The organism is Streptomyces violens (genome assembly GCF_000717745.1).
GTDB classification, from domain to species: Bacteria; Actinomycetota; Actinomycetes; order Streptomycetales; family Streptomycetaceae; genus Streptomyces; species Streptomyces violens.
This window is the reverse complement of the sequence record NZ_JOBH01000015.1, coordinates 37411-58603: the sequence shown is the minus strand read 5'-3', so window position 1 is coordinate 58603 and position 21193 is coordinate 37411. Positions and strand designations below refer to the sequence as shown.

Below are 21193 nucleotides of genomic sequence, written 5' to 3'. Positions count from 1 at the left end.
ATGGCGGGAAAACCAGTGCAGTTGCTGCGCGCCCTCGTGCCGCCGCCGGGAGTCGTCCGCGTCCTGACCGTCAGCAACCTCGCCCGGACGGTGGGCAACGGCTTCCTGCTGTCCGTCAGCGTCCTGTACTTCATCCGGGCCGTCCACGTCCCCGCCGCGCAGGTGGGCCTCGGCCTGACCGTCTCGGCGGTTCTCGGGATGGCCGTCAGCATCCCGGCGGGCCAGCTCTGCGACCGGCTGGGCTCGCGCACGGCGTCCATCGGGTTCGGTGTGTTGCAGGGGCTGCTGGTCTGCGGGTACGCGGTGGCCGGCGGGTTCGCCGGGTTCCTGGTCGTGGTCAGCCTGGCCGCGATGGCCGACTCGGCCAGTACCGCGGCCCGTGGCGCCCTGATCGCGGACGCGCTGCCGCCGGGCGAGCGGGTACGGGCCAGGGCGTACCTCCAGTCCGTCATCAACGTCGGCCTGTCGGGCGGCACCCTGCTCGGCGGCGTCGCGCTGACCGCGGACTCCCACACCGTCTACACCGCCATGCTGCTGGGCGCGGGCGCGCTCTTCGTGCTCGGCGGTCTGAGCTGCCTCGCGCTGCCCGCGCCCGCGCAGGGCGCCGCGGCCGAGGGCGAGCGGGCGCGGCACGTCCTGCGGGACGTGCCGTACCTGGCGGTCTCGGCGCTCAACGCCGTCCTCGTACTGGGCACGGACGCGCTGCTCACCGCCGCGCTGCCGATCTGGATCGCGGACCGCACGGACGCCCCGGTCTCCGTCTACGCGGCGATCATGTTCCTCAACACCGCGATGTGCGTGCTGTTCCAGGTACGCCTGAGCCGGGGCGCGGAGGACGTACGCGGCGGCGCCCGCGCGATGCGCCGCTCCGGTCTCGTGCTCGCGCTCGCCTGCGGCATCTTCGCGCTCTCGGCGGGGCAGCCCGCATGGGTCGCCGCCGCGTGCCTGCTCGCGGGCGCCTTCGTCCAGGTCATCGGCGAGATGCTGCACTCCGCCGGCTCCTGGGCGCTGTCCTACGATCTCGCGCCCGCCCAGGCCCACGGCCAGTACCAGGGCCTCTTCGGGCTCACCCAGCGCGCGGGGGCCGCCGTCACGCCCGCCCTCACCACGGCCCTGCTCATCGGCTGGGGCAGCGCCGGCTGGCTGGTCTTCGCCGCTGTCCTGCTCGCCGGGGGCCTCGCGACGCCCGCGGTCGCGCGCTGGGCGGAGCGCAACCGGCCGTTCGCCACCGAGCGGCCCGCCGCCGAGCCGGCGGCCACCGCGGCCTGACCGGTGGCATCACTCAACCGAGCCAGAGAGAAGCACATGGACTTCAGCCTGTTCTACTTCGGGGACGACGGCCGCGACCCGGCCGCGCGCGGCCGCTACGACCTGGTGCTCCAGGGCGCGCGGTTCGCCGACGAGCGCGGCTTCACCGCCGTCTGGACCCCCGAGCGCCACTTCCATCCCTTCGGCGGTCTCTACCCCAACCCCGCCGTCACCGGAGCCGCCGTCGCCGCCGTGACCAGCCGGGTCGCCATCCGCGCCGGCAGCGTCGTCGCGCCGCTGCACCACCCGCTGCGGATCGCCGAGGAGTGGTCCGTCGTCGACAACCTCTCCGGCGGCCGGGTGGGGCTCGCCTTCGCCTCCGGCTGGCACGCGGTGGACTTCGCGCTCCGCCCGGAGTCGTACGCCGACCGCAGGAAGGTCATGACGGAGACCGTCGAGGACGTCCGCCGGCTGTGGCGCGGCGAGGAGCTGACGGTGACCGACGGGGCGGGCGAAGAGCAGCGGGTACGGGCCTATCCGCCGCCCGTCCAGCGGGAGTTGCCCGTCTGGATCACCAGCGCGGGCGGGGTGGAGACGTTCCGCGCCGCGGGCGACCGGCGCGCCGGCGTCCTCACCCATCTGCTCGGCCAGGACCTGGACGAGCTGGCCGGGAAGATCCGCGAGTACCGCAGGGCGTACTCCGCGAGCGCGGGCCCGGGCGGCGGCGACGGCCATGTCGTCCTGATGGTGCACACCTTCCTCGGCGCCGACGACGACGAGGTCCGGCAGCTCGTCGGGGACCCGCTGAAGGCGTATCTGCGCAGTTCGCTGGGGCTGCTGCTGGGCTCGGGCACGGCGGGCGCACGGCGGGTGGACCCGGCGAAGCTCAAGGAGAAGGACGTGGACTTCCTCGTGGCCCGCGCGTTCGACCGCTACTACGACAACGGCGGCCTGCTCGGCACGGTTCCCAAGGCCGCCCGCGTGGTCGAGCGGCTGGCCGGTCTCGGCGTGGACGAGGTGGCCTGCCTCATCGACTTCGGGCTGCCGGTCAAGACCGTACTGGACGGGCTCGGCCACCTCGACGCGCTGCGGGAGCGGTGCGCATGAGGGGCGGCGGGAGCAACACCGTGACGGAGCCGGCCGCGTCCCGGAGCGGCAGCGAGGCCGAGCGGCGGCGCTTCCGGCGGGCCGCCGGCCGGTTCCCCACCGGGGTCACCGTGGTCACGGCGCTGGCCGGGGGAGTGCCGCACGGTACGACCGTCAACGCCTTCGCCACGGCCTCGGTGGACCCGCTGTTGATCCTCGTGGCGCTCGGCAACGGCTCCCGGCTCCTCGGCCACGCCCTGCACAGCAGACGGTTCGCCGTCACCGTACTGGCCGCGCACCAGGAGGCCGACGCCCGGTGGTTCGCCGACCCGGGCCGCCCGGCCGGCGCGGCGGGCTTCGCCGGGCGGCCGTACCGGCCCGCCGCGTACGCCGGTTCACCCGTGCTGACCGAGGGCGTCGCCGCCTTCGACTGCGCGCTGGCCGGCGCCTTCCCGGCCGGCGACCACACCGTACTGGTCGGCCGCGCCGAGGAGTTCGAGGTGCTCTCCGCGGCCCCGCCGCTGCTCTTCACCGACAGCCGCTTCCACCCCGGCCCCCGGCCGGCTTCCGACACCCTTCCGAGGATCACCACTCCATGACCTACGTCCTGATGTTTCCCGGCCAGGGGGCGCAGCGCCCCGGCATGGGCGCCGACTGGTTCGACCGCTTCCCCGAACTCACCGAGGCGGCCGACGCCGTACTCGGGTACTCCGTTCGTCGCCTGTGCACCGAGGACCCCGACGGGCTGCTCGGCCGTACGGAGTACACCCAGCCCGCCGTCTACACCGTCAACGCACTCGGCCACCGCGTCCTGCGCGAGGAGCACGGTGTCCCCGACGTCGCGATCGGCCACAGCCTCGGCGAGTACAACGCCCTGGAAGCGGCCGGGGTGTTCGACTTCGCCGAGGGGCTGCGGCTGGTCGCGGCCAGGGCACGCGCGATGTCCGCGGTCACCGGCGGCGGCATGGCGGCGGTGGTCGGCCTGGACGACGCGGTCCTCCGCCTCGTCCTGCGCCGGGCCGGGCTCGCGAGTATCGAGGCCGCCAACTTCAACACCGCGGACCAGACCGTGATCGCGGGCCCGGCGGCGGACCTGGAGCCGGCCGCCGACGTGGCGCGCGCCGCGGGCGCCCGGATGGTCCGCCGGCTGGACGTCAGCGGGCCCTTCCACACCTCGCACATGGCCCCGGCGGCGGACGCGTTCGCGCCGGTACTGAAGGCCGCGGCCCTCGCCGCGCCCACCCTGCCGGTCCTCTCGAACCGGCACGCCGCGCCGTACGGCGACGACGGGGCCGGGATCGCCGAGGTACTGCTCGAACAGATCGCGCACCCCGTGCTGTGGCGGCAGACCCTGGAACGGCTGCTGGCCGAGGGCCGCACCGCGTTCCGGGAGGCCGGCGACGGCAGCGTGCTCACCCGCATGCTGCGCGCCGTCCGGCGGGAAAGGGCGGCGGCGTGAACGGGACGACCGAGGTGAGCGAGGCGGTGATCAGGCCCCGCCCGGTGGACCGGCCGGCGCTGCGGGTCTTCCTGCTGCACCATGCGGCGGGCTCGCACCTCGCCTTCACCGACTGGGCCCGGCACGTCCCCGACGACTGGGAGGTCTGCCTCTTCGAGGCGCCGGGCCGCGGGCGGACGAGCGACCGCCCCGCCCTGCGCAACGCCCGTGACCTCGCGGAGTACTTCATCGGCGAGACGCTGGACCTGATGGACCGCCCGTTCGCGCTCTTCGGGCACAGCATGGGCGCCCTCGTGGCGTACGAGGCGGCCGCGCGGCTCGCCGCGCGCGGGCTGCCGGAGCCGTGCTGGCTCGGGGTCTCCGCCTGCGGCGCGCCGTACGACGAGCTGCCCGGCGAGGGCCTGGGCGGCGAGCCGCTGCACCGGATGCCGGGGGACCGGCTCAGGGCGGCGCTGCGGGCGATGGGCGGCATCCCGCCGGCGGTGCTGGACGAGGACGACGTCTGGGCGCTGTTCGAGGACCGGGTGCGCGCCGACTTCGCGGTGGTGGAGACCTGGGAGCCGCGGACGGTCTCGGCCGACGTGCGGGTCCCGCTGTCGCTCTTCGGTGGCGAGGACGACCGCGTGGTGCCCGTGGAGAGCCTGCTCGACTGGGCGGACGGCGCCGAGGATTTCCTCGGTCAGCACCTTTTCCCGGGCGGCCATTTCTACTTCGAAGGACGTGTGACGGCCGTTGTCGAACGGCTGGTCCGGGATATCCGGGCAGCGGTCACCGCCGGGTCATGGAATTGATCCGGGTCATGGAATCGATGAAGAACGGGGGAAACATGCAGTTCACAGCCTCGGGACGAACGGCGGAAACTGAGCGGGCGTTGCCCGACCTCGACCGCTGGGCGCTCCCCGAAGTGTTTCTGAGCACCGTACGGAAATTGACCGCCGCGGAATACATCGCGACGGCCCGTATTCCGGGGGAGCACTCCTACTACACCGATCGCGTACCGGGCCCGGAGCGGGCCGCGGGAATCGATCCGCTGCTGCTCCTGGAATGCTGCCGGCAGGCCGGACCGTACGGCGGCAGGGAATTCTCGGGAATCGAGTCCGGCGGGCGCTTCCTGATCGAATCGTTGGAGCTCGCGCTGCCCGGCATCCGCACGGCGGGCCGGACGCAGGGCGCGGCGGATCTCGCCCTGGCGGTGACCGCCGAAGGCCGCCCCGGCACGCCCGCGGCACGGCGGATGTCCTACGCCTTCGACATGACCCTGCCGGCGGGCCGCCTCGGCACGGCAGCGCTGCGCGTCCGGCACGTCTCCCGCGAGCTCTACGACGGCCTGCGCCCGGCCCGCGCCCGCAAGGCGGTGGCACGCCCGGGAGCGCCGGTGCTGCCCTGCACGCCCGTCGCTCCGCACCTCGTCGGCCGCACCCGCCCGGAGAACGTGGTCCTCACGCGGGTCGCGGTGGAAGGCGGCAGGGCCAGGGCGCTGCTGCGCCTGCCCGCCGACAACCCCGCGCTGTTCGACGCCGGTTACGACCACGTGCCCGCCATGGCCCTGCTGGAGGCGGCCCGGCAGCTCGCCCTGTGCGCCGCTGCCGAGACGTACGGCGCGCTGCCCGCCCTGACGACGGTCGCGGGGCTCGACCTGCGCTGCCACCGGTTCGTCGAGCCGCACCTCCCGGTCACCGTACGGCTGAGCGCATACGACACGGCCGAGCGGCCCGCCGGGCTCGGCGCCGGCCTGCCGCAACCCCGTTCGTTCCGGGCCGCATTCGAGCAGAGCGGCACGACCGTGGCCGAGGGGCGGCTCCACCTCACCACCGCGGGACCGGAGGCACAGGCCCGCCGCGCGGAGAGCCGCCGGCCGGTCGCCCTGGCGGCGGCGGGCCGAGACGTCCCCGCCACCGGCGCCGCGGGGGAGCCGTCATGACGGCCGGCACGCAACGCGCCGCGGTCCTCTGCGGCCTGGGCGGCGCCCTGCCCGCCACCGCCGTACCGAACAGCGCGCTGGCCGCGGAGCTGGACACCACCGACGAGTGGATCCGTACGCGTACCGGCATCCGGCAGCGCTTCGTCATCGCGCCCGGCGAGGCCACCTCCGACCTGGCCGTGGCGGCCGGGCGCCGGGTCCTGGAGTCCGCGCGCAAGGCCGCGGGCGCCGACACCGAAGAAACCGCCGTGGACCTCGTCGTCCTCGCCACTAGTACCCCCGACCACCCCTGTCCGGCCACCGCACCGGCAGTCGCCCGGCGGCTCGGCCTGACCGGCGTCGCGGCCTTCGACATCGGCGCGGTCTGCACGGGCTTCGTCTACGCACTGGCCACCGCCGCCTCGATGATCACCGCGGGCACGGCCCGCCGCGCACTGGTCATCGGCGCCGACACCTTCTCCACCATCCTCGACCCCGCCGACCGCACCACCCGCGCCATCTTCGGCGACGGCGCCGGAGCGGTGGTGCTGCGCGCGGGCGACCCGGCCGAGCCGGGCGCGCTGCTCGGCTTCGACCTGGGCAGCGACGGCGCGGGGGAGGAGCTGATCACCGTACCGGCGGGCGGCTCCCGGCAGCGCTCGACGGCCACGCCCCCGCCCGAGCGGGACCGGTACTTCACCATGCAGGGCCGCGCCGTCTTCAACGAGGCCGTCCTCAGCATGAGCAAGTCCGCCGAGACCCTGCTCGCCCGGATCGGCTGGCGCGGCGCGGACCTGGACCGGGTCGTGGCCCACCAGGCCAACGTCCGTATCCTGCGGGCCGTCGCCGACCAGCTCGGCCTCCCCGAGGACCGCCTCGTCATCAACCTCGACCGCGTCGGCAACACCGTCGCGGGCTCCATCCCGCTCGCCCTCGCCGACGCCGCCGCCGACGGCACCCTGCGCCCCGGCGACAAGGTGCTGCTCACCGGCTTCGGCGGCGGTCTGACCTGGGGTTCGGCGGCCCTGCGCTGGCCGGCCCCGTACGTCGAACCGGTCGCCTGACGCGCCCCCTGAACGACCCCGACGATCCCTCTCGACACGACAAGGAACCCCATGCCCACCCTTGCCCCTGCCGACATCAAGACCCGCCTCGTCACGCTGCTGAGCGAGAAGTTCGGGCTGCCCGAGGACGAGATCCTCGCCGGCGCCACCTTCGACGAGCTGGACATCGACTCGCTCATCCTCGTCGAACTCGGCCTGCTCGTCCGCAAGGAGCTGGGCATCGTCCTGGCCGAAGGCGACCTGCAGTCCTCCTTCCGCATCGACGACGCCGTCGCGGTCGTCGCCGAGAAGGGCGGCCTGGCATGAGCGCAGGCCGGGAGGTCGCGATCAGCGGCATCGGTCTCGTCACTCCGGCGGGCATCGGTGTCGAGGCCAACTGGGAGCGCGTCCGCGCAGGCAGATCCGCCGCGGCCCGCGACCCCGAACTCGCCGGTCTGACCGTCGACTTCTCCTGCCGCGTACCGGACTTCGACGCGAACGCGCTGCTCGGCCGGCGCACCGCCTGGCGCCTGGACCGCTTCGTCCAGCTCGCGATGGTCGCCGCCCGGCAGGCCGTCGCGGACGCCGGACACGACCCGGCGACCTGGGACGGCACCCGCGTCGGCGTCGTCCTGGGCAACTCCCTCGGCGGGACCGCCACCTTCGAGTCCCAGCACCGCACGTACTACGACGGCGCGCCCGACGAGGTCTCCGCGCTGATGATCCCCATGGCGATGGTCAACATGGTCGCCGGGTACGTCGCCATCGACCAGCGTGTCCACGGGCCCAGCCTGGTCACCGCGACCGCCTGCGCCTCCGGCGCCGCGGCCCTCGGCACCGCCCGCGCCTGGCTCGCCGCCGACGTGTGCGACATCGTCCTCGCGGGCGGCACCGAGTCGGCGATCACCCCGGCGACGCTCACCGGCCTCTCCCGCATGGGCGCCCTCTCCACGCGGCGCGACGAACCGGCCGCCGCTTCCCGCCCGTTCGCCGCCGACCGGGACGGCTTCGTCGCCGCCGAGGGCGCCGCGGTCCTCGTCCTGGAACGCGCCGATGACCTGCGGGCCCGCGGTGCGCGCGGCTATGCCCGGCTCGCCGGGTACGGTGCCTCCTCGGACGCCCACCACGCCACGGCGCCCGACCCGGAGGGCAGGGGTGTGACCCGTGCGCTGCGTACGGCACTGCGGGACGCGGGCGTGGCGCCCGACGACGTCGGCCACGTCAACGCGCACGGCACCTCCACGCCCATGAACGACCTCACCGAGGCCCGCGCGCTGCACCGCGTCCTCGGTACACGCGCCGCCGTGACCTCCACCAAGGGCGTCACCGGGCACACGCTCGCCGCCGCGGGCGCCGTCGAGGCCGCCTACACGGCACTGGCGCTGCGCGACGGCGTCGTACCACCCACCGCCAACGTCACCGCGCTGGACCCGGAGATCGAGATCGACGTGGTGACCGGCGCGGCCCGCACCACACCGCTCGACGTGGCCGTCAGCACCTCGCTCGGCTTCGGCGGCCACAACGCGGCACTCGTACTGACCGCGGCATGACCCGCGGCACAGCACCACACGAGAAACCACCGCACCCGAGAAAACGCGCCACAACAGGGGGAACAGCAACGATGGACGAGGAAGCGGAACAGGCCGGTGTGCGCAGCGTCGCCGTGGTCGGCCTCGGCACGGCGGGCGCGGCCCTGGCCCGGCGCTGTGCCGAAGCGGGCCTGCGGACGATCGGCGTGGAGGAGGACGAGGCGTCCGCGGACCGGGCCCGGCGGGAGTTGGCCGGTACCGGTACGGAGGTGACCTGCGCCCTCGACGCGGTCGCCGCGGCCGACGTGGTCATCGAGGCGGTGCCGGAACGGGCCGCGGCCAAGCGCGCGGTGCTGGCGGCCATCGCCGCCCACCGCGGTCCCGGCACGCCGGTGCTCACCACGGCCCTGACCCTGACCGCCGCCGAACTGGCCGCGGCGAGCGGCGGCCCCGGCCTGCAGGCCCTCCGCTTCGTACGGGCCGACCGGCTCACCGCGGTCGAGCTGGCCCGCGCGCCCGGCACGCCCGAGCGGCACACCGCGATCGTCCTCGCGCTGCTGCGCCGCCTCGGGCTGAAGGCGCATCAGGTACCGGACCTGCCGGGGTCGGTCGCCCCCGTGCTGCTCTTCGCGCTGCTCAACCAGGCCGCGTGGATGCACGAGGAGGGCCACGCGAGCGCGGCCGCGCTGGACACCGCCGTACGGCTGGGCTCCGGCTGGCGCGACGGCCCGCTGCGGACGCTCGACGCCATCGGCCTGGACACGGCGCTGGACGTCCTCGACGGTCTGCACGGACGCCTGGGGCCGCGCTTCCAACCACCGCCCGGAATGCGGAAGTTGGTCGGCCAGGGCGCGCTGGGGGCGAAGGCGGGGAGGGGGTATGCGTGCGGAAATGTCACCGCCACACCCAAGCCCACCATCACCTCCGGCCCCGTCCCCGGCGTCGGCCCGGTCGTCGTCATCGGCTCCGGGACGATGGCCACCGGCATCGGCGAGGTCTTCCTGCGCGCCGGGTACCGCACCGCCCTGCTGGCCCGTACGGCGGAGAAGGCGGCAGCGGCAGACGAGGCCGTCCGGTTCGGGCTGGAGCGCACCGCGGCGAGCGGGCCCGACCCGGCCGAGGCGATGACCCGCTGGACGGCCACCGCCGACCGGAGCGTGCTCGGCCGCGCGGGGCTCGTGATCGAGGCCGTCGTCGAGGACCCCGCCGTCAAGCGCGACCTCTTCGCCGAGCTCGGCGCGGTCTGTGCGCCCGGCACCCTGCTCGCCACCACCACCTCCAGCTTGCCGGTGGGGGAGTGCGCCAAGGCGAGCGGCCGCCCCGCCGACGTCGTCGGCCTGCACTTCTTCAATCCGGCCCCGGCGATGCCGCTGGTGGAACTGGTCCGCGCCGCGGGCACCGGCGAGCCCGCGCTCGCCACCGCCCGGCGCCTCATCACCGGGCTCGGCAAGACCCCCGTCGAGTGCGCCGACCGCACCGGCTTCCTCGTCAACGCGCTCCTCTTCCCCTACCTCAACGACGCGTTGGGGCTGCTGGAGGACGGCGCGGTCGGGCCGGCCCTGCTCGACGCCGCGGTGAAGTCGGTCGGCGGCCAGCCGATCGGCCCCACCCGGCTGCTGGACACGGTCGGCGCGGACGTCGCGCTCACCGTGGCCCGGCGGCTGTACGAGCGGTACGGCAGACGACCGGAGTTCGCGCCCGCGTCCCTGCTGGAGCGGCTGGTCGACGGCGGCTTCCTGGGCCGCAAGAGCGCGGGCCGGGGCGTACGCGCCTACCTCACGGAGGCGGCGGCCGCGGTGGCGGCCTGACGCAGTGCACGACGGGGGAACGGGCGAGCAATCGCAGAACGACGCAAGGCCGGGCGCGCCCGGCCGGAAAGACACGGCTCATGACGATGGACAGCACCACCTCCGGCACCGTGCCACGCGCACGGCCGACGGATGCCCCCGCTCCGCCCCGCCGCCGCGGCCTCGCCGTGTGCACGGTCACCGCCCTGCTCTTCACGGTGATGCTCGGCGGCACCCTGCCCACCCCGCTCTACCCCCTCTACGCCGCGCGCCTGGGCCTGTCCCCGCTGATGGTGGCCCTGGTGTTCGCGGCGTACGCGCTCGGCATCCTCGGCCCGCTGCTGCTGGCCGGCGGCCTGTCCGACCAGGTCGGCCGGCGCGCCGTCCTCGTACCGGCCGTCGGCGTCGGGCTGCTGAGCTGCGCGGTCTTCGCCGCGTTCCCCACCCTCCCCGGCCTGCTCGCGGGCCGCGTCCTGTCCGGCGTCTCGGTCGGCCTGACCACCGGCGCGGCCACCGCCTACCTCGCCGAGCTGCACGCCCGCCCGCCCCGCGCCGCGCTCATCGCCGCGGTCACCAACATGGCGGGCCTGGGCGTCGGCCCGCTGCTCTCCGGCCTGCTCGTGGCGTACGCGCCGGCCCCGCTGATCACCCCGTACGTGGTGCTCGCCGCCCTGCTCCTCCCCGGCCTCCTGGTCCTCGCGCTCCCCGAGACCGTGCGCAAGGGCGGGGCGAAGGCCCGCATCCGGCCGCAGCGGCTGTCGATACCGGTGTCCGCCCGCCCGGTGTTCACCGCGGCGGCCGTCGCCGTCTTCGGCTCGTTCGCGGTCCTCGGGCTGCTCTCCGCGCTGGCGGGCAAGTTCCTGGCCGAGGGCCTGCACCACACCAGCCCGGTCCTCGCGGGAACGGTCGTTTTCTGCGCGTTCGGCAGCGCGGGCCTCGCCCAGCTGGCCGCGGCCCGCATCGCGCCGCGCACGGCGGCCGTGTGGGGCATGGTCGTGGTGCCGCTCGGGCTGGCCGCCATCGTGCTCGCACTGCCCGCCGCCTCACTGTCGTTGTTCCTGGCGGGCGCGGCCGTGGCGGGCGCGGGCGGTGGCGTGGCGTTCCGGTCGGGGCTCGCGCTGGTGGCGGCCGAGGCCCCGGCGGGCCGCGCGAGCGAACTGATCTCCAGTTACTTCGTCGCCGCCTACCTGGGCCTGGCCGTACCGGCGATCGGCGTCGGCCTGCTGGTCACGGCGACCACCCTGCAGACCGCCGCCACCGTGTTCGCCGCCGTGGTGGTCCTGCTCGCCCTGACCAGCATCGCCGTCACGGCACGTACGAGGCCGGCGGCGCGGGCGTGAGAAGTCGGAGGCCGCCCCGCTCGGCGGAGCGGGGCGGCCTCGGTTCCGGGGCCGGTCAGGCGATGTAGCGCGTACGGTCCGTGCACAGCGACCAGATGACGAAGACGCCGAGCGCGATGCCGACGATGGCCCACACGGGCTGGTACGGCAGCCACATGAAGTGGGCGATCACATACAGGCTCGCCAGCACGATGCCCGCCTTGCGGGCCCAGCCCCTGCCCTTCAGCAGGCCGAAACCGGTGACAGCCACGAGGACGCCGAGGATCAGGTGGATCCAGCCCCACGCGGTCGTGTCGAACTCGTAGACGTAGGTGCCCGTCAGCTCGTTGCTCAGCAGGTACACCTCGTTGTTGGCGATGCCGGCGATGCCTTCCAGGACCCCCAGGACCCCGGAGACCAGCATCATGACCCCGGCGAAGAGCGTGCCGCTGGACGCCCAGACGCTCTCCGGGCCGTGCGCCCGGGGCGTCTTGGGGCCCGGTGCGTGGGGTGCTGCCTGCGACATGGTGGCTCCCCTCGTGACATACGTGTGCGAATGCCGTCGGTTCAGCGTCGTCCCGCCGCGCCCCGGTGTCCACCACATACGTTGCCTACCGGACGAACCCGGTCCCGGACGTGCATGGCGTACTGGACGCCGGGACCGGGCGGTCTCAGACCCGTTCGCGATGGGCGCGCAGCGCCCGGGCGGCCAGATCCCGGTCCTCGCCGAGGACGAAGGCCGTGACACCGTCCGCACGCCACTCGGCGCGCCGCTCCGGAGTGGTGGCCATGGCACAGAAGGGCACGCCGTGCCGGCCGCAGGCGGCACGCAGCGTGCGCACCGCCTCCTGGACGCGCGGGTGCCGCACCTGCCACGGCACGCCGTACGACTGCGAGAGGTCGCCGGGGCCCGGCAGGACCAAGTCGACGCCGCCGCCCGCGAGGATGTCGTCGATCGCGTCGACGCCCTCGGCGTCCTCGACGAGCGGCACGACCATGATCTCGGCGTTGGCCCGCTCGATGTACGCGCGCAGGTCCGTGCCGCCGTACCCGGGCATGCGCCCGCCGTTGAGCGAGCGCATCCCCTCGGGTGCGTAGCGCGCGGCCCGCACCGCGGCGTCCACATCGGCCCGGCCGCGCACATGCGGTACCACGATGCCCATGGCCCCGGCGTCCAGCGCGTGCAGCACGGCGCCCGGGTCCGCCTCGGGCACCCGCACGAACGGCGTGACGCCGCTGGTCTCCGCCGCCCTGATCAGGTGCTCCAGCTGCCGCGGATCGACGAGCGTGTGCTCGGTGTCGAGAATGACGAAGTCGTACCCCGCGCAGCCGATCATCTCGACCACCGCGGGCTCGGGGAGCACGTTGAACAGGCCGTGCACCTCCTCGCCCGCCGCGAGCTTCCGCTTCACCTCGTTGGTGCGCAGCACGTCAGGAGTCCTCCCCGGCCCCGCCCAGGAAGTGGAACCCCGGCCGCGGGTGCATCAGGAAGTCGTGGTGCGAGATGTTCCAGGCGTAGGCGCCGCACAGGCTGAAGGCCACCCGGTCGCCGGCGCGCAGACCCGGCGCCGGGACGTCGCGGGCGAGCAGGTCCTTCGGCGTGCAGAGCTGGCCGGTGAGGGTGACCTTGTCGCCCTGCGCGGCCGAGCGCGGCCACGAGTGCGGCCACGGCGCGTCGGTGGGCAGGACCGTGCAGGGCTGGTCGTGGCCCTTGGTCGCCGGGGTGCGGAGGTGGTGGGTGCCGCCGCGGACCACGGCGAACTCCTCGCCGTGGCTGTGCTTCACGTCCAGCACCTCGGTGGCGTACCAGCCGCAGTACGCGGTGAGCGCGCGGCCGGGCTCGATGCGCAGCGTCAGGCCGGGGTGCGCGTCGGCGAGCCGGCCGAGCCCCGCGCCGTACGCCGCCCAGTCGAAGCGGCGCTCCGGCTCGGCGTAGTCGACGGCCATCCCGCCGCCGACCACGACCTCGTGCAGCTGCACACCGTGCCGGGCCGCCAGCTCCACCGACCAGGTGACGATCGAGGACGCCACCGCGAGCTGCTCGGCGGCCTCCAGACCGCTCGCCAAGTGGGCGTGCACGCCGCGCAGTTCGAGCTGCGGGTAGCTGCCGTCGGTCAGCAGCCGGACGACCTCGTCGGCCTGGTCGGGGTCCAGGCCGAAGGGGGTCGGGCGGCCCCCCATGGCGAGCGACACGCTGTCCAGCGAGCCGTCGCCGACGGGGAGGTTGAAGCGCGGGAGGACGGCGATCCGACGGTCACCGGCGTGCCGGGCCGCCAGGTCGGCGAGCATGTGGAGCTCGTACACGCTCTCCACATGGAACCGCTCGACGCCCAGCTCCAGCGCCTGGATCACCTCGGCGGGCGTCTTGCCGGGGCCGCCGAAGGCCAGCGGGCGGCCGGGCACGGCCTTGCTGACGTGCGCCAGCTCGCCGCCGGAGGAGACCTCGTAACCGTCCACGTGCGGCCGCAGCGCGGCGAGGATCTCCGGCTCCGGGTTGGCCTTGGCCGCGTAGTACAGCTCGACGCGCTCGGGAAGGGCGGCCCGGACCTCGGCCACATGTTCCTGAAGTGCCGTCAGGTCATAGATGTACGCGGGGAGTTCCTCGGGGCGGAGGGCGTGAACGCGGTCGCTGACCGCGGGAGTGGGGTGGGTCATCGGGCGCTCCAGGCGGTGGCGGAGAGCACGTCCTCGGCGAGCGGCGAGGGCAGCCGGACGTAGCCGGCCTCGCGGTCGGCCTTGCGCTCCCAGCGGGTGAGCAGATTGGACTTGGCGGGCAGCGGCACGCCGGCGAGCAGCGCGGCCAGCCGCGGCGGGCAGCCGTGCCGGTCGGCGTGGCGCTGGAGGGTGCGGCGCACCTCGGCCCACAGCTCGGTCTCGCTGTCCGGGTGCAGGTCGGCGAGGGCGGCGAGCAGTTCGGAGACGTGGTTGACCAGCAGGCAGTACACGACGCGGTCCCAGCCGCGCTGCGCGTCGTACGTCAGCGGCGCGGCGACCTCGGGCGGCAGCGCGGCGAGCGTGTCGGCGTGCTGCTCGGGGACGAGCTTGGTGCCCTCCAGGTCGCGCAGCAGCACCTGGGCGGGCATCCCGTCGCCGTCGACGCAGATCAGCACGTTCTGCAGATGCGGCTCGAAGACCAGGCCGTGGTCGAAGTAGGCGGACAGCACCGGCGGGACCAGCAGGTCGAGGTAGGCGGCCCACCACTTCAGCGCGGTCTCGGCGTCGGCACCGGCCAGCAGCCGGGAGATGTGCGCGTCGCTCGACGGGTACTCGTCGGCGACGGCGCCGGCCAGCAGCGGAGTGGTGCCGGGCAGCAGCCGCCGGGACAGCCCCTCGCGGACGATCACACCGAAGCCTTCGAGGAGCGCGGTGTCCGGCTGCCCGTCGGGGCCCGGCAGCGCGACGCTGCGGTACGCGGGCTCGCGGAGCACCGCGCAGCCGGGGAAGCGGGCCGCCAGGTCGTCGAGCACGGGAGCCAGCAGCCGGGTGAGCGCGACGGCGCCGGTCAGCTCGTAACTGGAGTTCTTGCGGAGGCAGTTGGTGATCCGCACGTTCAGGCTGAACTTCAGGAAGGAGTCGGCCGTGTAGAGCGTGCGGACCGAAGCGGTCGCGGCGTGCGGGAACTCGGCGGTGCCCAGGACCCGGATGTCACCGCGGTCCAGGGCCTCCTGGAGCGCCGGCTGATCGCGCAGCAGCTCGTACTGCCAGGGGTGGGCGGGCAGCAGCCGGTACCCCTCCGGAACCTCGGCCTCGAAGGCGTCCAGCGGAGCGGTGGCGTCGGCGGCCACGCTCTCCTCGGCGAGCAGCTCCGCGCGGACGGCGAGCAGCAGCAGGGGGAAGGACCCGCCGGTCTCGGGCGCGTACTCCTGCCAGGCGACGGGGTCACCGGTGCGGGCCTTGGGGGTGGGGTGGAAGCGGTGGCCGAGGACGAGGGACTGCTCGGAGGCCACATAGGCGTCGTGCCAGTTCCCGGCGGTGGCCGAGGGGCCGTCCGGACGGGTCGGGGCGGCCGTCCGGCCGGCCAGCGCCGCGGCGGTGGCCTGGTGGCTGGCGGCGATCTGGGTCAGGAACTCGTCGTTGTCCACGCCGGTCCGCAGCGACAGCTCGGCGCTTACGTACTCGGCCAGCCGGTGCCAGCCGACCTCGGCCCAGCCGTCACCGTCCTGCTCGGTGACCGGGCCGGTGAAGCGGTGCGCGCCGATCAGCGACGTGCGGCGCAGCGCGACGCGCAGCAGCACGCCGCGGCGCGGCAGCCGCAGGAGCAGGTGGCCGTGGTCCACGGCGGTCTGGTGCTCCGGGCCCGAGACCTCGCGGAGCAGGCAGTTGAGGAGGGTGTGTGCCACGGCGTCGTCGGCGGTGGGCAGGCCGGCGGGGGACGCGCCGGCCGGGGAAGCGGCCCGCGCGGGGCCGGTGGAATGCGTCAGCGGAGGCATCAAGAGCTCCTGCGAGTGTGGGAAAGACGACGGAAGAGAGCGGGGAGGGTGGTCGCCAGCACGGTGGCCACGGCGATGGCGGTGCCGATGAGCAGCGGCGCGGACGGCCCGAACAGGCCGTTGCCGAGCGCGGCTGCCAGGCCGGCGGCGACCGCGCCGGCCTTCGAGAAGAATTCGATGGAGCCGAACAGCCCCCCGGGTGCACGGCCCTTGGCGCAGTCGGCGGCCAGCACGGACATGCAGACCAGGCCCAGAGTCAGGCCGGCCCCCAGCAGCAGGCGCACGGCGATGAACGCGGGCAGCGACCCGGCGACGCCGTGCCCGGCCGAGCCCAGCGCGATGCAGGCGAAGCCGAGCGCGATGCCGAGCCGGGGCCGGGTGCGGAAGGCGGCGTGCACCGCCATCGCGCCGGCCAGGTAGCACATGTGCGGGAGCGCGAAGAGCACGCCGGAGACCAGGGACCCGGTCCCGGGTATGCGCTCCTTGATGAGCTCGATCAGGTACGGGAAGGAGATCACCGTCGAGAAGACGAAGGCGAACTCCAGGGCGAGCAGGGCACGGAGAGCTCCGGTGCTGCCCCGCTCCGGCTGCGCGGCGGAGGCGGCCGCGTCGGGCTTCGCCGCCGGGACGGTACGCGTCCGGGGCGGCTCCGGCAGTGCCGCGAGCATCGCGGCGGCGGCCAGCGGCAGCACGGCCAGCAGCGCGTACTGCCGGTGCGGCGACAGCCACGGCGACAGCGAGCCGACCACGATCGGCGCGAAGACCAGCGCGGCCCGCGCGCTGCCCTGCATCAGCGTCAGCGCCTTGGACAGCGCGGGCCCCTCCAGCGCGGCACCCAGATAGCCGTTGGACGCGGCGAACGTGCCGCCCAGGATGCCCTGCAGCACCAGCGCCGCGGTGAAGGTGGCGAGCGAGTCGGCCCAGCCCGCGAGCAGGAACGCCGCCGCCAGCCCCAACTGCGCGCGCAGGAGCAGCCGTTTGCGGCCGAACCGGTCGGCCAGCCGCCCCCACAGCGGGGCGCCGAGCCCGCCGAAGATGGTGGGCACGATGTAGAGCAGACCGGCCCAGCGGGCGGCGTGGTCGCCCAGGTCGGGCAGGATCTCGGTCAGATACGGCGGCAGGCCGAGGGCGGCGAAGGAGGCCACGAAGTAGCAGCCGGCCACGGCGTGCACCTGGCGGCGGCCCAGGGCCGGTGCCTTGGGTGCTTCCGGTGCGGCGGCGGGTGCCTGGACCGCCTCGGGTGCGGTGGCGCTCATCGGATGTTCCCCGTCGGCAGCAGGTAGTTGGGGCCGGTGGTGTAGTGCTTGTTGATGTCGGCCGCGCCCGAGCGCTCCTTCGACAGCAGCGTCCCGGCGCTGACCATGGCCTTGACCGGCAGGTGCGGGGCGTCCAGCAGCTTCTCGCGGAGGACCGCGCCGGGCTCGCCGGGGCCGGTGCCCAGCCGCTCGACGGCCTCGGTGAGGCGGTCCCGGACCAGCTCCAGCAGCCGGTCCAGCGGCGCCCGGCCGTGCCGGGCCAGCCCGAAGGCGTACGAACCGGCGCACAGGTGGACGGTGATCGTGGCGAGCATGTCGGCCACCGGGCCGTCGCTCTCACTGAAGATCCGCGGGTCGGCGAAGTCCGCCGGGTCCGGCGCGTCGGCGCCCAGCCGCTCCCGCAGCCGTACGGTGTTGATCCGCGGCGCGTCGTTGTCCTTGAACAGCAGCCGCGGCCGGGTGCCGCCCGCGTCGGTGCGGTCCAGCACCAGCGAGATGTTCTGCTGGTGGGACTCCAGGCCGATGCCGTAGCCGAAGAGCGTGGTCTGCCAGTCGAACAGCAGGGTCAGGCAGGCGTCGAGCAGCGCGAGCGGGTCGCCGCCGTAGAAGCGGTCGGCGAGGTGGTCGATGACCAGCCGCCCGCCGGGCGCCGGGGCGAGCAGTGCGGCCAGCGGGACGACGGCGCTGCCGTCCAGTCCCGCCGGGTAGCGGCGGCACAGTACGGCCAGCAGCTCGTGGTCCGCGTGCGCGTACACCGTCTCGTCGGCCTGGAGGATCGTTTCCCGGAACCGCGGTTCGCGGGCGATCACCGTCTCCAGCAGCCGCTGGCCCGCGGCACCGTCGACGAGCGTGCGGGGCTTGATGGTGCGCCGGTTGCGCAGCCCCAGCGTCGCGGTGGCCAGCGGCAGCTTCAGGTGCACCTGCGGATCGACGTCCAGCGCCACGGTACGCATCGACAGCGTCGGCACGGCTCCCAGCCAGGAGTGCTCGGAGAGCACCGCGTCCTCGGCCAGCCCGGTCTCGCGCAGCGCGGCGTCCAGGGGGGCGCCGAGCGACAGCGGGTGGACGGGCAGCGCGATGTGGCTGTCGTCCAGGTCGGGGCGGCCCAGGTCGACGGGGTGCGGCCAGCAGGCGGGCAGCGCGTCCGGGCCGCCGGTCACGGTGACGGCGGCACGCGGCAGCAGCAGCCAGCGCAGCGCGAAGCGCGGGGCGAACTCCGGTGCGTACGCGCGGAGTTGGTCCTCGTCCAGCCCGGAGCGGCCGCGCGAGGCCGGGTACACCGGGTGGTCGAGGCGGGCCGCGAGCGCGTCATGCGCGAGCCCGGCGGTCAGGCCCGCCCAGCGGGCCGGGTCCGGGCCGTGCCGGTCGGCCAGCGCGGCGGTCAGCTCGTCCTGCGTGGCGGCGTGCAGCCGCAGCGTCGCCAGGGTCTGCCGGCACTCCTCGGCGAAGGCGTCGAACCCCTCATGGTCGAGCGGGTCGGCGAGTGCCCGCACCGCGCCGAGGACCTCGTCGAGGGTGCTCAGCCGTGCGCCGTCGGACTCGCGGACGAGCAGCGGCAGCCGGGCGGCGTACTCGGCCTGGTACCCGTCGGGGGCCAGCGGCAGCAGCAGCGCCTCAGCGGCCTCGCTGATCTCGTCGGTCCCGTCGCTGCCGGCGGGGAGCCGCAGCCAGGGCCCGTCCGGGCGCTCCAGTACGGTGCCGCGGGACCGCAGCCCCACGACGTCCTCGCGCAGCAGCGCGCTGAGCACACGTACCAGCAGCTCGTGCTCTTCGGGCCCGCTGTCCGTCGCGGGCGCGGTCAGGGTCTCCGTCGCGGCGGTCACGGGGTGATCTCCCAGCGCTCGGCGGCGAAGAACGCCTCGGCGGCCCGGTCCACGGCCTGCTGGTCGCTGCCGGTGGCACGCAGCACACCGAGGTAGTCGCGGTTGGTGCGGTAGTGCGGGTGCTCGGCGCCGATCGCGCGCAGCGGACGGTACGTCAGGTGCACGCCGTCGACCGTGCGGTCCAGCGGGCCGGGCGCCGCGGTGAGCGTGCCCGCCCGGTCGGCGAGGGCGTACTCCACCCGCGCGGCGGCGTCGGTGCGTGCGCCGAGGTCGGCCGGCAGCGGCTCGCCCAGGTGCGTGCGGAGGATGTGCTCGAAGAGCGGGATGTCCAGCGCCTCGGCCAGCATCAGGTCGCACTGGTCGCCGATGGCGCGGTAGTTGACCTCGATGAGCCGGGCGCGGCCCTCGTGGACCACGAACTCGGTGTGGCAGGCGCCGAACCCGACGCCCAGCGCGTCCAGTTGGGCCAGTACCTGCGCGACGACAGGCTCAGGGTGGGCGGCGACGAACTCGTGCCGCTCCTCGATGAAGGCCGGGGGAGCGGACAGCGCGCTGTGGAAGCCGCCGAGCACGTGCCGCGTTTGGCCGTCGCCCAGCGTCTCCAGGGTGTACAGCTCGCCGGCCAGGTACTCCTCGGCCACCAGCGCCGCTCCCGGGCGCCGGGAACGTATCTCCTTGGCCCGCTCGACCAGTTCGCCGGGCCCGTCGGCGAGGACGACGTCCTCGCTGGCCACGCCCTCGCGGGGCTTGACGACACAGGGGAACGGCAGGTCGGCGGTGGCCAGTACGTCCGGCTCCTCGTCGGGCGCGAGCTGGACCGACCGTACGGTGTCGGCGCCCGCGGCGGCGAGGTGGCGGCGCATCTCGGCCTTGTTCTTGGCGCGCAGCGTGGCGCGCCAGTCCTTGCGGGGCAGCCCGAAGTACTCGGCGGCCAGGGCGGCCTGGGTCTGCAGGTGGTCGCTGTTGGTGAAGACCGCGTCGGCGGGGCCGTGCGCGGCGATCCGGCTGATGACGGCGCGGACGTCGTGGACGTCGCACTCGAGGATCTCGATCTGGGGGTATTTTGCCCGGTGGGCGGCGGGCTGGTCCGTCAGCACGGTGACATCGATGCCGAGGTGGGTGGCCGCGGGCAGGAAACCGTCGGTGACCGAGTCGGTGGGGTTGAGTGCGAGCAGGTGCATCCGCATGAGCGGGGACCCCTTCTGGTTCGGGGGCGGTGCGGGGACGACGGGGAGCGGGGGCGGGCCGGGGGACACGGCCCGCCCCCGCCGGTGTCACTTCTTCGGCAGCTCGACGCCGGTGGCGTCGGCGATGTCGGCGAGCATGTGCTCGGCGGCCTGGATGCCGATGCCGGACATCCAGGTCTCGTCCGGCACCTCGAAGACCTTCTTGTCCTTGACGGCCGGCAGGTCCTTCCAGACCGGGTTGGACGTGACGTCCTTCTTCTGGGTCTTGGACGGGGTGTCGGCGACGGTCACGAAGACCAGGTCGGCGTCGGCCTTGTCGATCTCCTCGGGGCTGACGTCGAGCATCGGCTTCTCGGGGTCGGTGGAGCTCTGCGACTTCGGGCGCTCCAGGCCGATGTCCTCGAGGACGACGCCGCTGAAGGAGGACTTCTGGTACAGGCGGGTCGGACCGGCGATGAAGCGGACCACCGAGGCGCTCGGCATCTGGCCCTTGTCCTTCTTCTTGATGGCCTCACCGAGGTGCTTGGCGCGCTCCTCGTAGCTCTTCATGGCCGCGGCGGCCTGCTTCTCCTTGCCCAGCGCCTTGGCGTGGACCTTCAGGTTGGCCTTCCAGGGGCCGCCGGTGGTCTCGGTGAAGACGGTCGGGGCGATCGCCTTGAGCTTGTCGTAGACCTTCTCGTGGCGGACCTTGGAGGACAGGATCAGGTCGGGCTTGAGGCTCGCGATCTTCTCGAGGTTCGGCTCCAGCAGCGGGCCGACGTCGGTCAGGCCCTTGGTCTTGCCCTTGAGGTACTGCGGGAAGCCGCCTTCGGTCTTCATGTGCGGCGAGACCGCGCCGACCGGCTTGATGCCGAGCATGGTGACGTCGTCCAGCTCGCCGGTGTCCAGGACCACGACGCGCTTCGGCTCGGACGGGATCTCGACCTTGCCCATGGCGGTGTTCACGGTGCGCGGGAAGGCACCGGAGGCACCCTCCTTCGCGTCGCCGCCTTCGGACTTCGCGCCGCCGCAGGCGGCCAGCGCCGCGGTGCCCAGGACGACGGCGAGCAGCGCGGCGAGGAGCCGGCCGAGGCCACGCAGGGTGGGTCTGTTGGACATGAGGGTGTACTTCCTTGCTGTGAGCGGA

19 protein-coding genes are annotated in these 21193 nt (G+C 74.4%); 11 read left to right on the top strand and 8 right to left on the bottom strand.

What is annotated here, in order from left to right; all coding sequences use genetic code 11:
- The 11 genes from IF04_RS0126930 to IF04_RS0126880 all read left to right on the top strand — a co-directional run bounded on the left by IF04_RS0126930 (window position 1) and on the right by IF04_RS0126880 (window position 11392).
- Entirely contained in the window at window positions 1-1269 is a 1269-nt protein-coding gene (locus IF04_RS0126930) for an MFS transporter (protein WP_030263261.1), read from the top strand.
- Window positions 1270-1305: 36 nt separating this feature from the next.
- On the top strand, window positions 1306-2355 hold the full coding sequence (locus tag IF04_RS0126925) for a MupA/Atu3671 family FMN-dependent luciferase-like monooxygenase (protein ID WP_030263260.1): 1050 nt from the start codon (window positions 1306-1308) through the stop codon (window positions 2353-2355).
- 20 nt (window positions 2356-2375) lie between these two features.
- Window positions 2376-2933: a flavin reductase family protein gene (locus IF04_RS36075; RefSeq protein WP_063829532.1), complete on the top strand. Its 558-nt coding sequence runs from the start codon at window positions 2376-2378 to the stop codon at window positions 2931-2933.
- Window positions 2930-3793: an ACP S-malonyltransferase gene (gene fabD, locus IF04_RS0126915; protein ID WP_030263258.1), complete on the top strand. Its 864-nt coding sequence runs from the start codon at window positions 2930-2932 to the stop codon at window positions 3791-3793. Before IF04_RS36075 ends, fabD begins: the two co-directional genes overlap by 4 nt.
- Complete coding sequence (locus tag IF04_RS0126910) at window positions 3790-4584, top strand: thioesterase II family protein (protein WP_051831595.1); 795 nt, start codon at window positions 3790-3792, stop codon at window positions 4582-4584. Before fabD ends, IF04_RS0126910 begins: the two co-directional genes overlap by 4 nt.
- Window positions 4575-5714, top strand: coding sequence for an AfsA-related hotdog domain-containing protein (locus IF04_RS0126905; protein WP_078600843.1), 1140 nt, complete (start codon window positions 4575-4577; stop codon window positions 5712-5714). Before IF04_RS0126910 ends, IF04_RS0126905 begins: the two co-directional genes overlap by 10 nt.
- Entirely contained in the window at window positions 5711-6757 is a 1047-nt protein-coding gene (locus IF04_RS0126900) for a beta-ketoacyl-ACP synthase III (RefSeq protein WP_030263249.1), read from the top strand. Before IF04_RS0126905 ends, IF04_RS0126900 begins: the two co-directional genes overlap by 4 nt.
- Before the next feature lie 51 nt (window positions 6758-6808).
- On the top strand, window positions 6809-7063 hold the full coding sequence (locus tag IF04_RS0126895) for an acyl carrier protein (protein WP_030263246.1): 255 nt from the start codon (window positions 6809-6811) through the stop codon (window positions 7061-7063).
- The gene (locus tag IF04_RS0126890) at window positions 7060-8286 is read left to right on the top strand and encodes a beta-ketoacyl-[acyl-carrier-protein] synthase family protein (RefSeq protein ID WP_030263243.1); all 1227 of its coding nucleotides are present in this window, start codon (window positions 7060-7062) and stop codon (window positions 8284-8286) included. Before IF04_RS0126895 ends, IF04_RS0126890 begins: the two co-directional genes overlap by 4 nt.
- Window positions 8287-8357: 71 nt before the next feature.
- Complete coding sequence (locus IF04_RS0126885) at window positions 8358-10073, top strand: 3-hydroxyacyl-CoA dehydrogenase family protein (protein ID WP_030263239.1); 1716 nt, start codon at window positions 8358-8360, stop codon at window positions 10071-10073.
- 80 nt (window positions 10074-10153) lie between these two features.
- Window positions 10154-11392, top strand: coding sequence for an MFS transporter (locus IF04_RS0126880; protein ID WP_051831594.1), 1239 nt, complete (start codon window positions 10154-10156; stop codon window positions 11390-11392).
- 55 nt (window positions 11393-11447) lie between these two features.
- Here the strand turns inward: IF04_RS0126880 and IF04_RS0126875 are convergent, their stop codons facing one another.
- From IF04_RS0126875 to IF04_RS0126840, 8 genes are all read right to left on the bottom strand, one after another.
- Window positions 11448-11897, bottom strand: coding sequence for a DUF7144 family membrane protein (locus IF04_RS0126875; protein WP_030263232.1), 450 nt, complete (start codon window positions 11895-11897; stop codon window positions 11448-11450).
- Window positions 11898-12042: 145 nt separating this feature from the next.
- Window positions 12043-12801: an HpcH/HpaI aldolase family protein gene (locus tag IF04_RS0126870; RefSeq protein WP_030263228.1), complete on the bottom strand. Its 759-nt coding sequence runs from the start codon at window positions 12799-12801 to the stop codon at window positions 12043-12045.
- A gap of 1 nt (window position 12802) precedes the next feature.
- Complete coding sequence (locus IF04_RS0126865) at window positions 12803-14026, bottom strand: type III PLP-dependent enzyme (protein ID WP_030263225.1); 1224 nt, start codon at window positions 14024-14026, stop codon at window positions 12803-12805.
- On the bottom strand, window positions 14023-15801 hold the full coding sequence (locus IF04_RS0126860; RefSeq protein ID WP_030263221.1) for an IucA/IucC family protein: 1779 nt from the start codon (window positions 15799-15801) through the stop codon (window positions 14023-14025). Before IF04_RS0126860 ends, IF04_RS0126865 begins: the two co-directional genes overlap by 4 nt.
- Window positions 15801-17057: an MFS transporter gene (locus IF04_RS0126855; RefSeq protein ID WP_030263218.1), complete on the bottom strand. Its 1257-nt coding sequence runs from the start codon at window positions 17055-17057 to the stop codon at window positions 15801-15803. The genes IF04_RS0126860 and IF04_RS0126855 overlap by 1 nt, the downstream gene beginning before the upstream one ends.
- Complete coding sequence (locus IF04_RS0126850; RefSeq protein WP_051831593.1) at window positions 17054-18880, bottom strand: IucA/IucC family protein; 1827 nt, start codon at window positions 18878-18880, stop codon at window positions 17054-17056. Before IF04_RS0126850 ends, IF04_RS0126855 begins: the two co-directional genes overlap by 4 nt.
- The gene (locus IF04_RS0126845) at window positions 18877-20067 is read right to left on the bottom strand and encodes an ATP-grasp domain-containing protein (protein ID WP_030263211.1); all 1191 of its coding nucleotides are present in this window, start codon (window positions 20065-20067) and stop codon (window positions 18877-18879) included. Before IF04_RS0126845 ends, IF04_RS0126850 begins: the two co-directional genes overlap by 4 nt.
- Window positions 20068-20154: 87 nt before the next feature.
- Complete coding sequence (locus tag IF04_RS0126840; protein ID WP_030263207.1) at window positions 20155-21165, bottom strand: ABC transporter substrate-binding protein; 1011 nt, start codon at window positions 21163-21165, stop codon at window positions 20155-20157.
- Window positions 21166-21193: the final 28 nt, after the last annotated feature.

Coding starts and splice junctions, on each gene's coding strand:
- IF04_RS0126930 (WP_030263261.1), top strand. CDS start 1: ATGGCGGGAAAACCAGTGCAGTTGCTGCGCGCCCTCGTGCCGCCGCCG.
- IF04_RS0126925 (WP_030263260.1), top strand. CDS start 1,306: ATGGACTTCAGCCTGTTCTACTTCGGGGACGACGGCCGCGACCCGGCC.
- fabD (WP_030263258.1), top strand. CDS start 2,930: ATGACCTACGTCCTGATGTTTCCCGGCCAGGGGGCGCAGCGCCCCGGC.
- IF04_RS0126905 (WP_078600843.1), top strand. CDS start 4,575: ATGGAATTGATCCGGGTCATGGAATCGATGAAGAACGGGGGAAACATG.
- IF04_RS0126900 (WP_030263249.1), top strand. CDS start 5,711: ATGACGGCCGGCACGCAACGCGCCGCGGTCCTCTGCGGCCTGGGCGGC.
- IF04_RS0126895 (WP_030263246.1), top strand. CDS start 6,809: ATGCCCACCCTTGCCCCTGCCGACATCAAGACCCGCCTCGTCACGCTG.
- IF04_RS0126890 (WP_030263243.1), top strand. CDS start 7,060: ATGAGCGCAGGCCGGGAGGTCGCGATCAGCGGCATCGGTCTCGTCACT.
- IF04_RS0126885 (WP_030263239.1), top strand. CDS start 8,358: ATGGACGAGGAAGCGGAACAGGCCGGTGTGCGCAGCGTCGCCGTGGTC.
- IF04_RS0126880 (WP_051831594.1), top strand. CDS start 10,154: ATGACGATGGACAGCACCACCTCCGGCACCGTGCCACGCGCACGGCCG.
- IF04_RS0126875 (WP_030263232.1), bottom strand. CDS start 11,897: ATGTCGCAGGCAGCACCCCACGCACCGGGCCCCAAGACGCCCCGGGCG.
- IF04_RS0126865 (WP_030263225.1), bottom strand. CDS start 14,026: ATGACCCACCCCACTCCCGCGGTCAGCGACCGCGTTCACGCCCTCCGC.
- IF04_RS0126860 (WP_030263221.1), bottom strand. CDS start 15,801: ATGCCTCCGCTGACGCATTCCACCGGCCCCGCGCGGGCCGCTTCCCCG.
- IF04_RS0126855 (WP_030263218.1), bottom strand. CDS start 17,057: ATGAGCGCCACCGCACCCGAGGCGGTCCAGGCACCCGCCGCCGCACCG.
- IF04_RS0126845 (WP_030263211.1), bottom strand. CDS start 20,067: ATGCGGATGCACCTGCTCGCACTCAACCCCACCGACTCGGTCACCGAC.
- IF04_RS0126840 (WP_030263207.1), bottom strand. CDS start 21,165: ATGTCCAACAGACCCACCCTGCGTGGCCTCGGCCGGCTCCTCGCCGCG.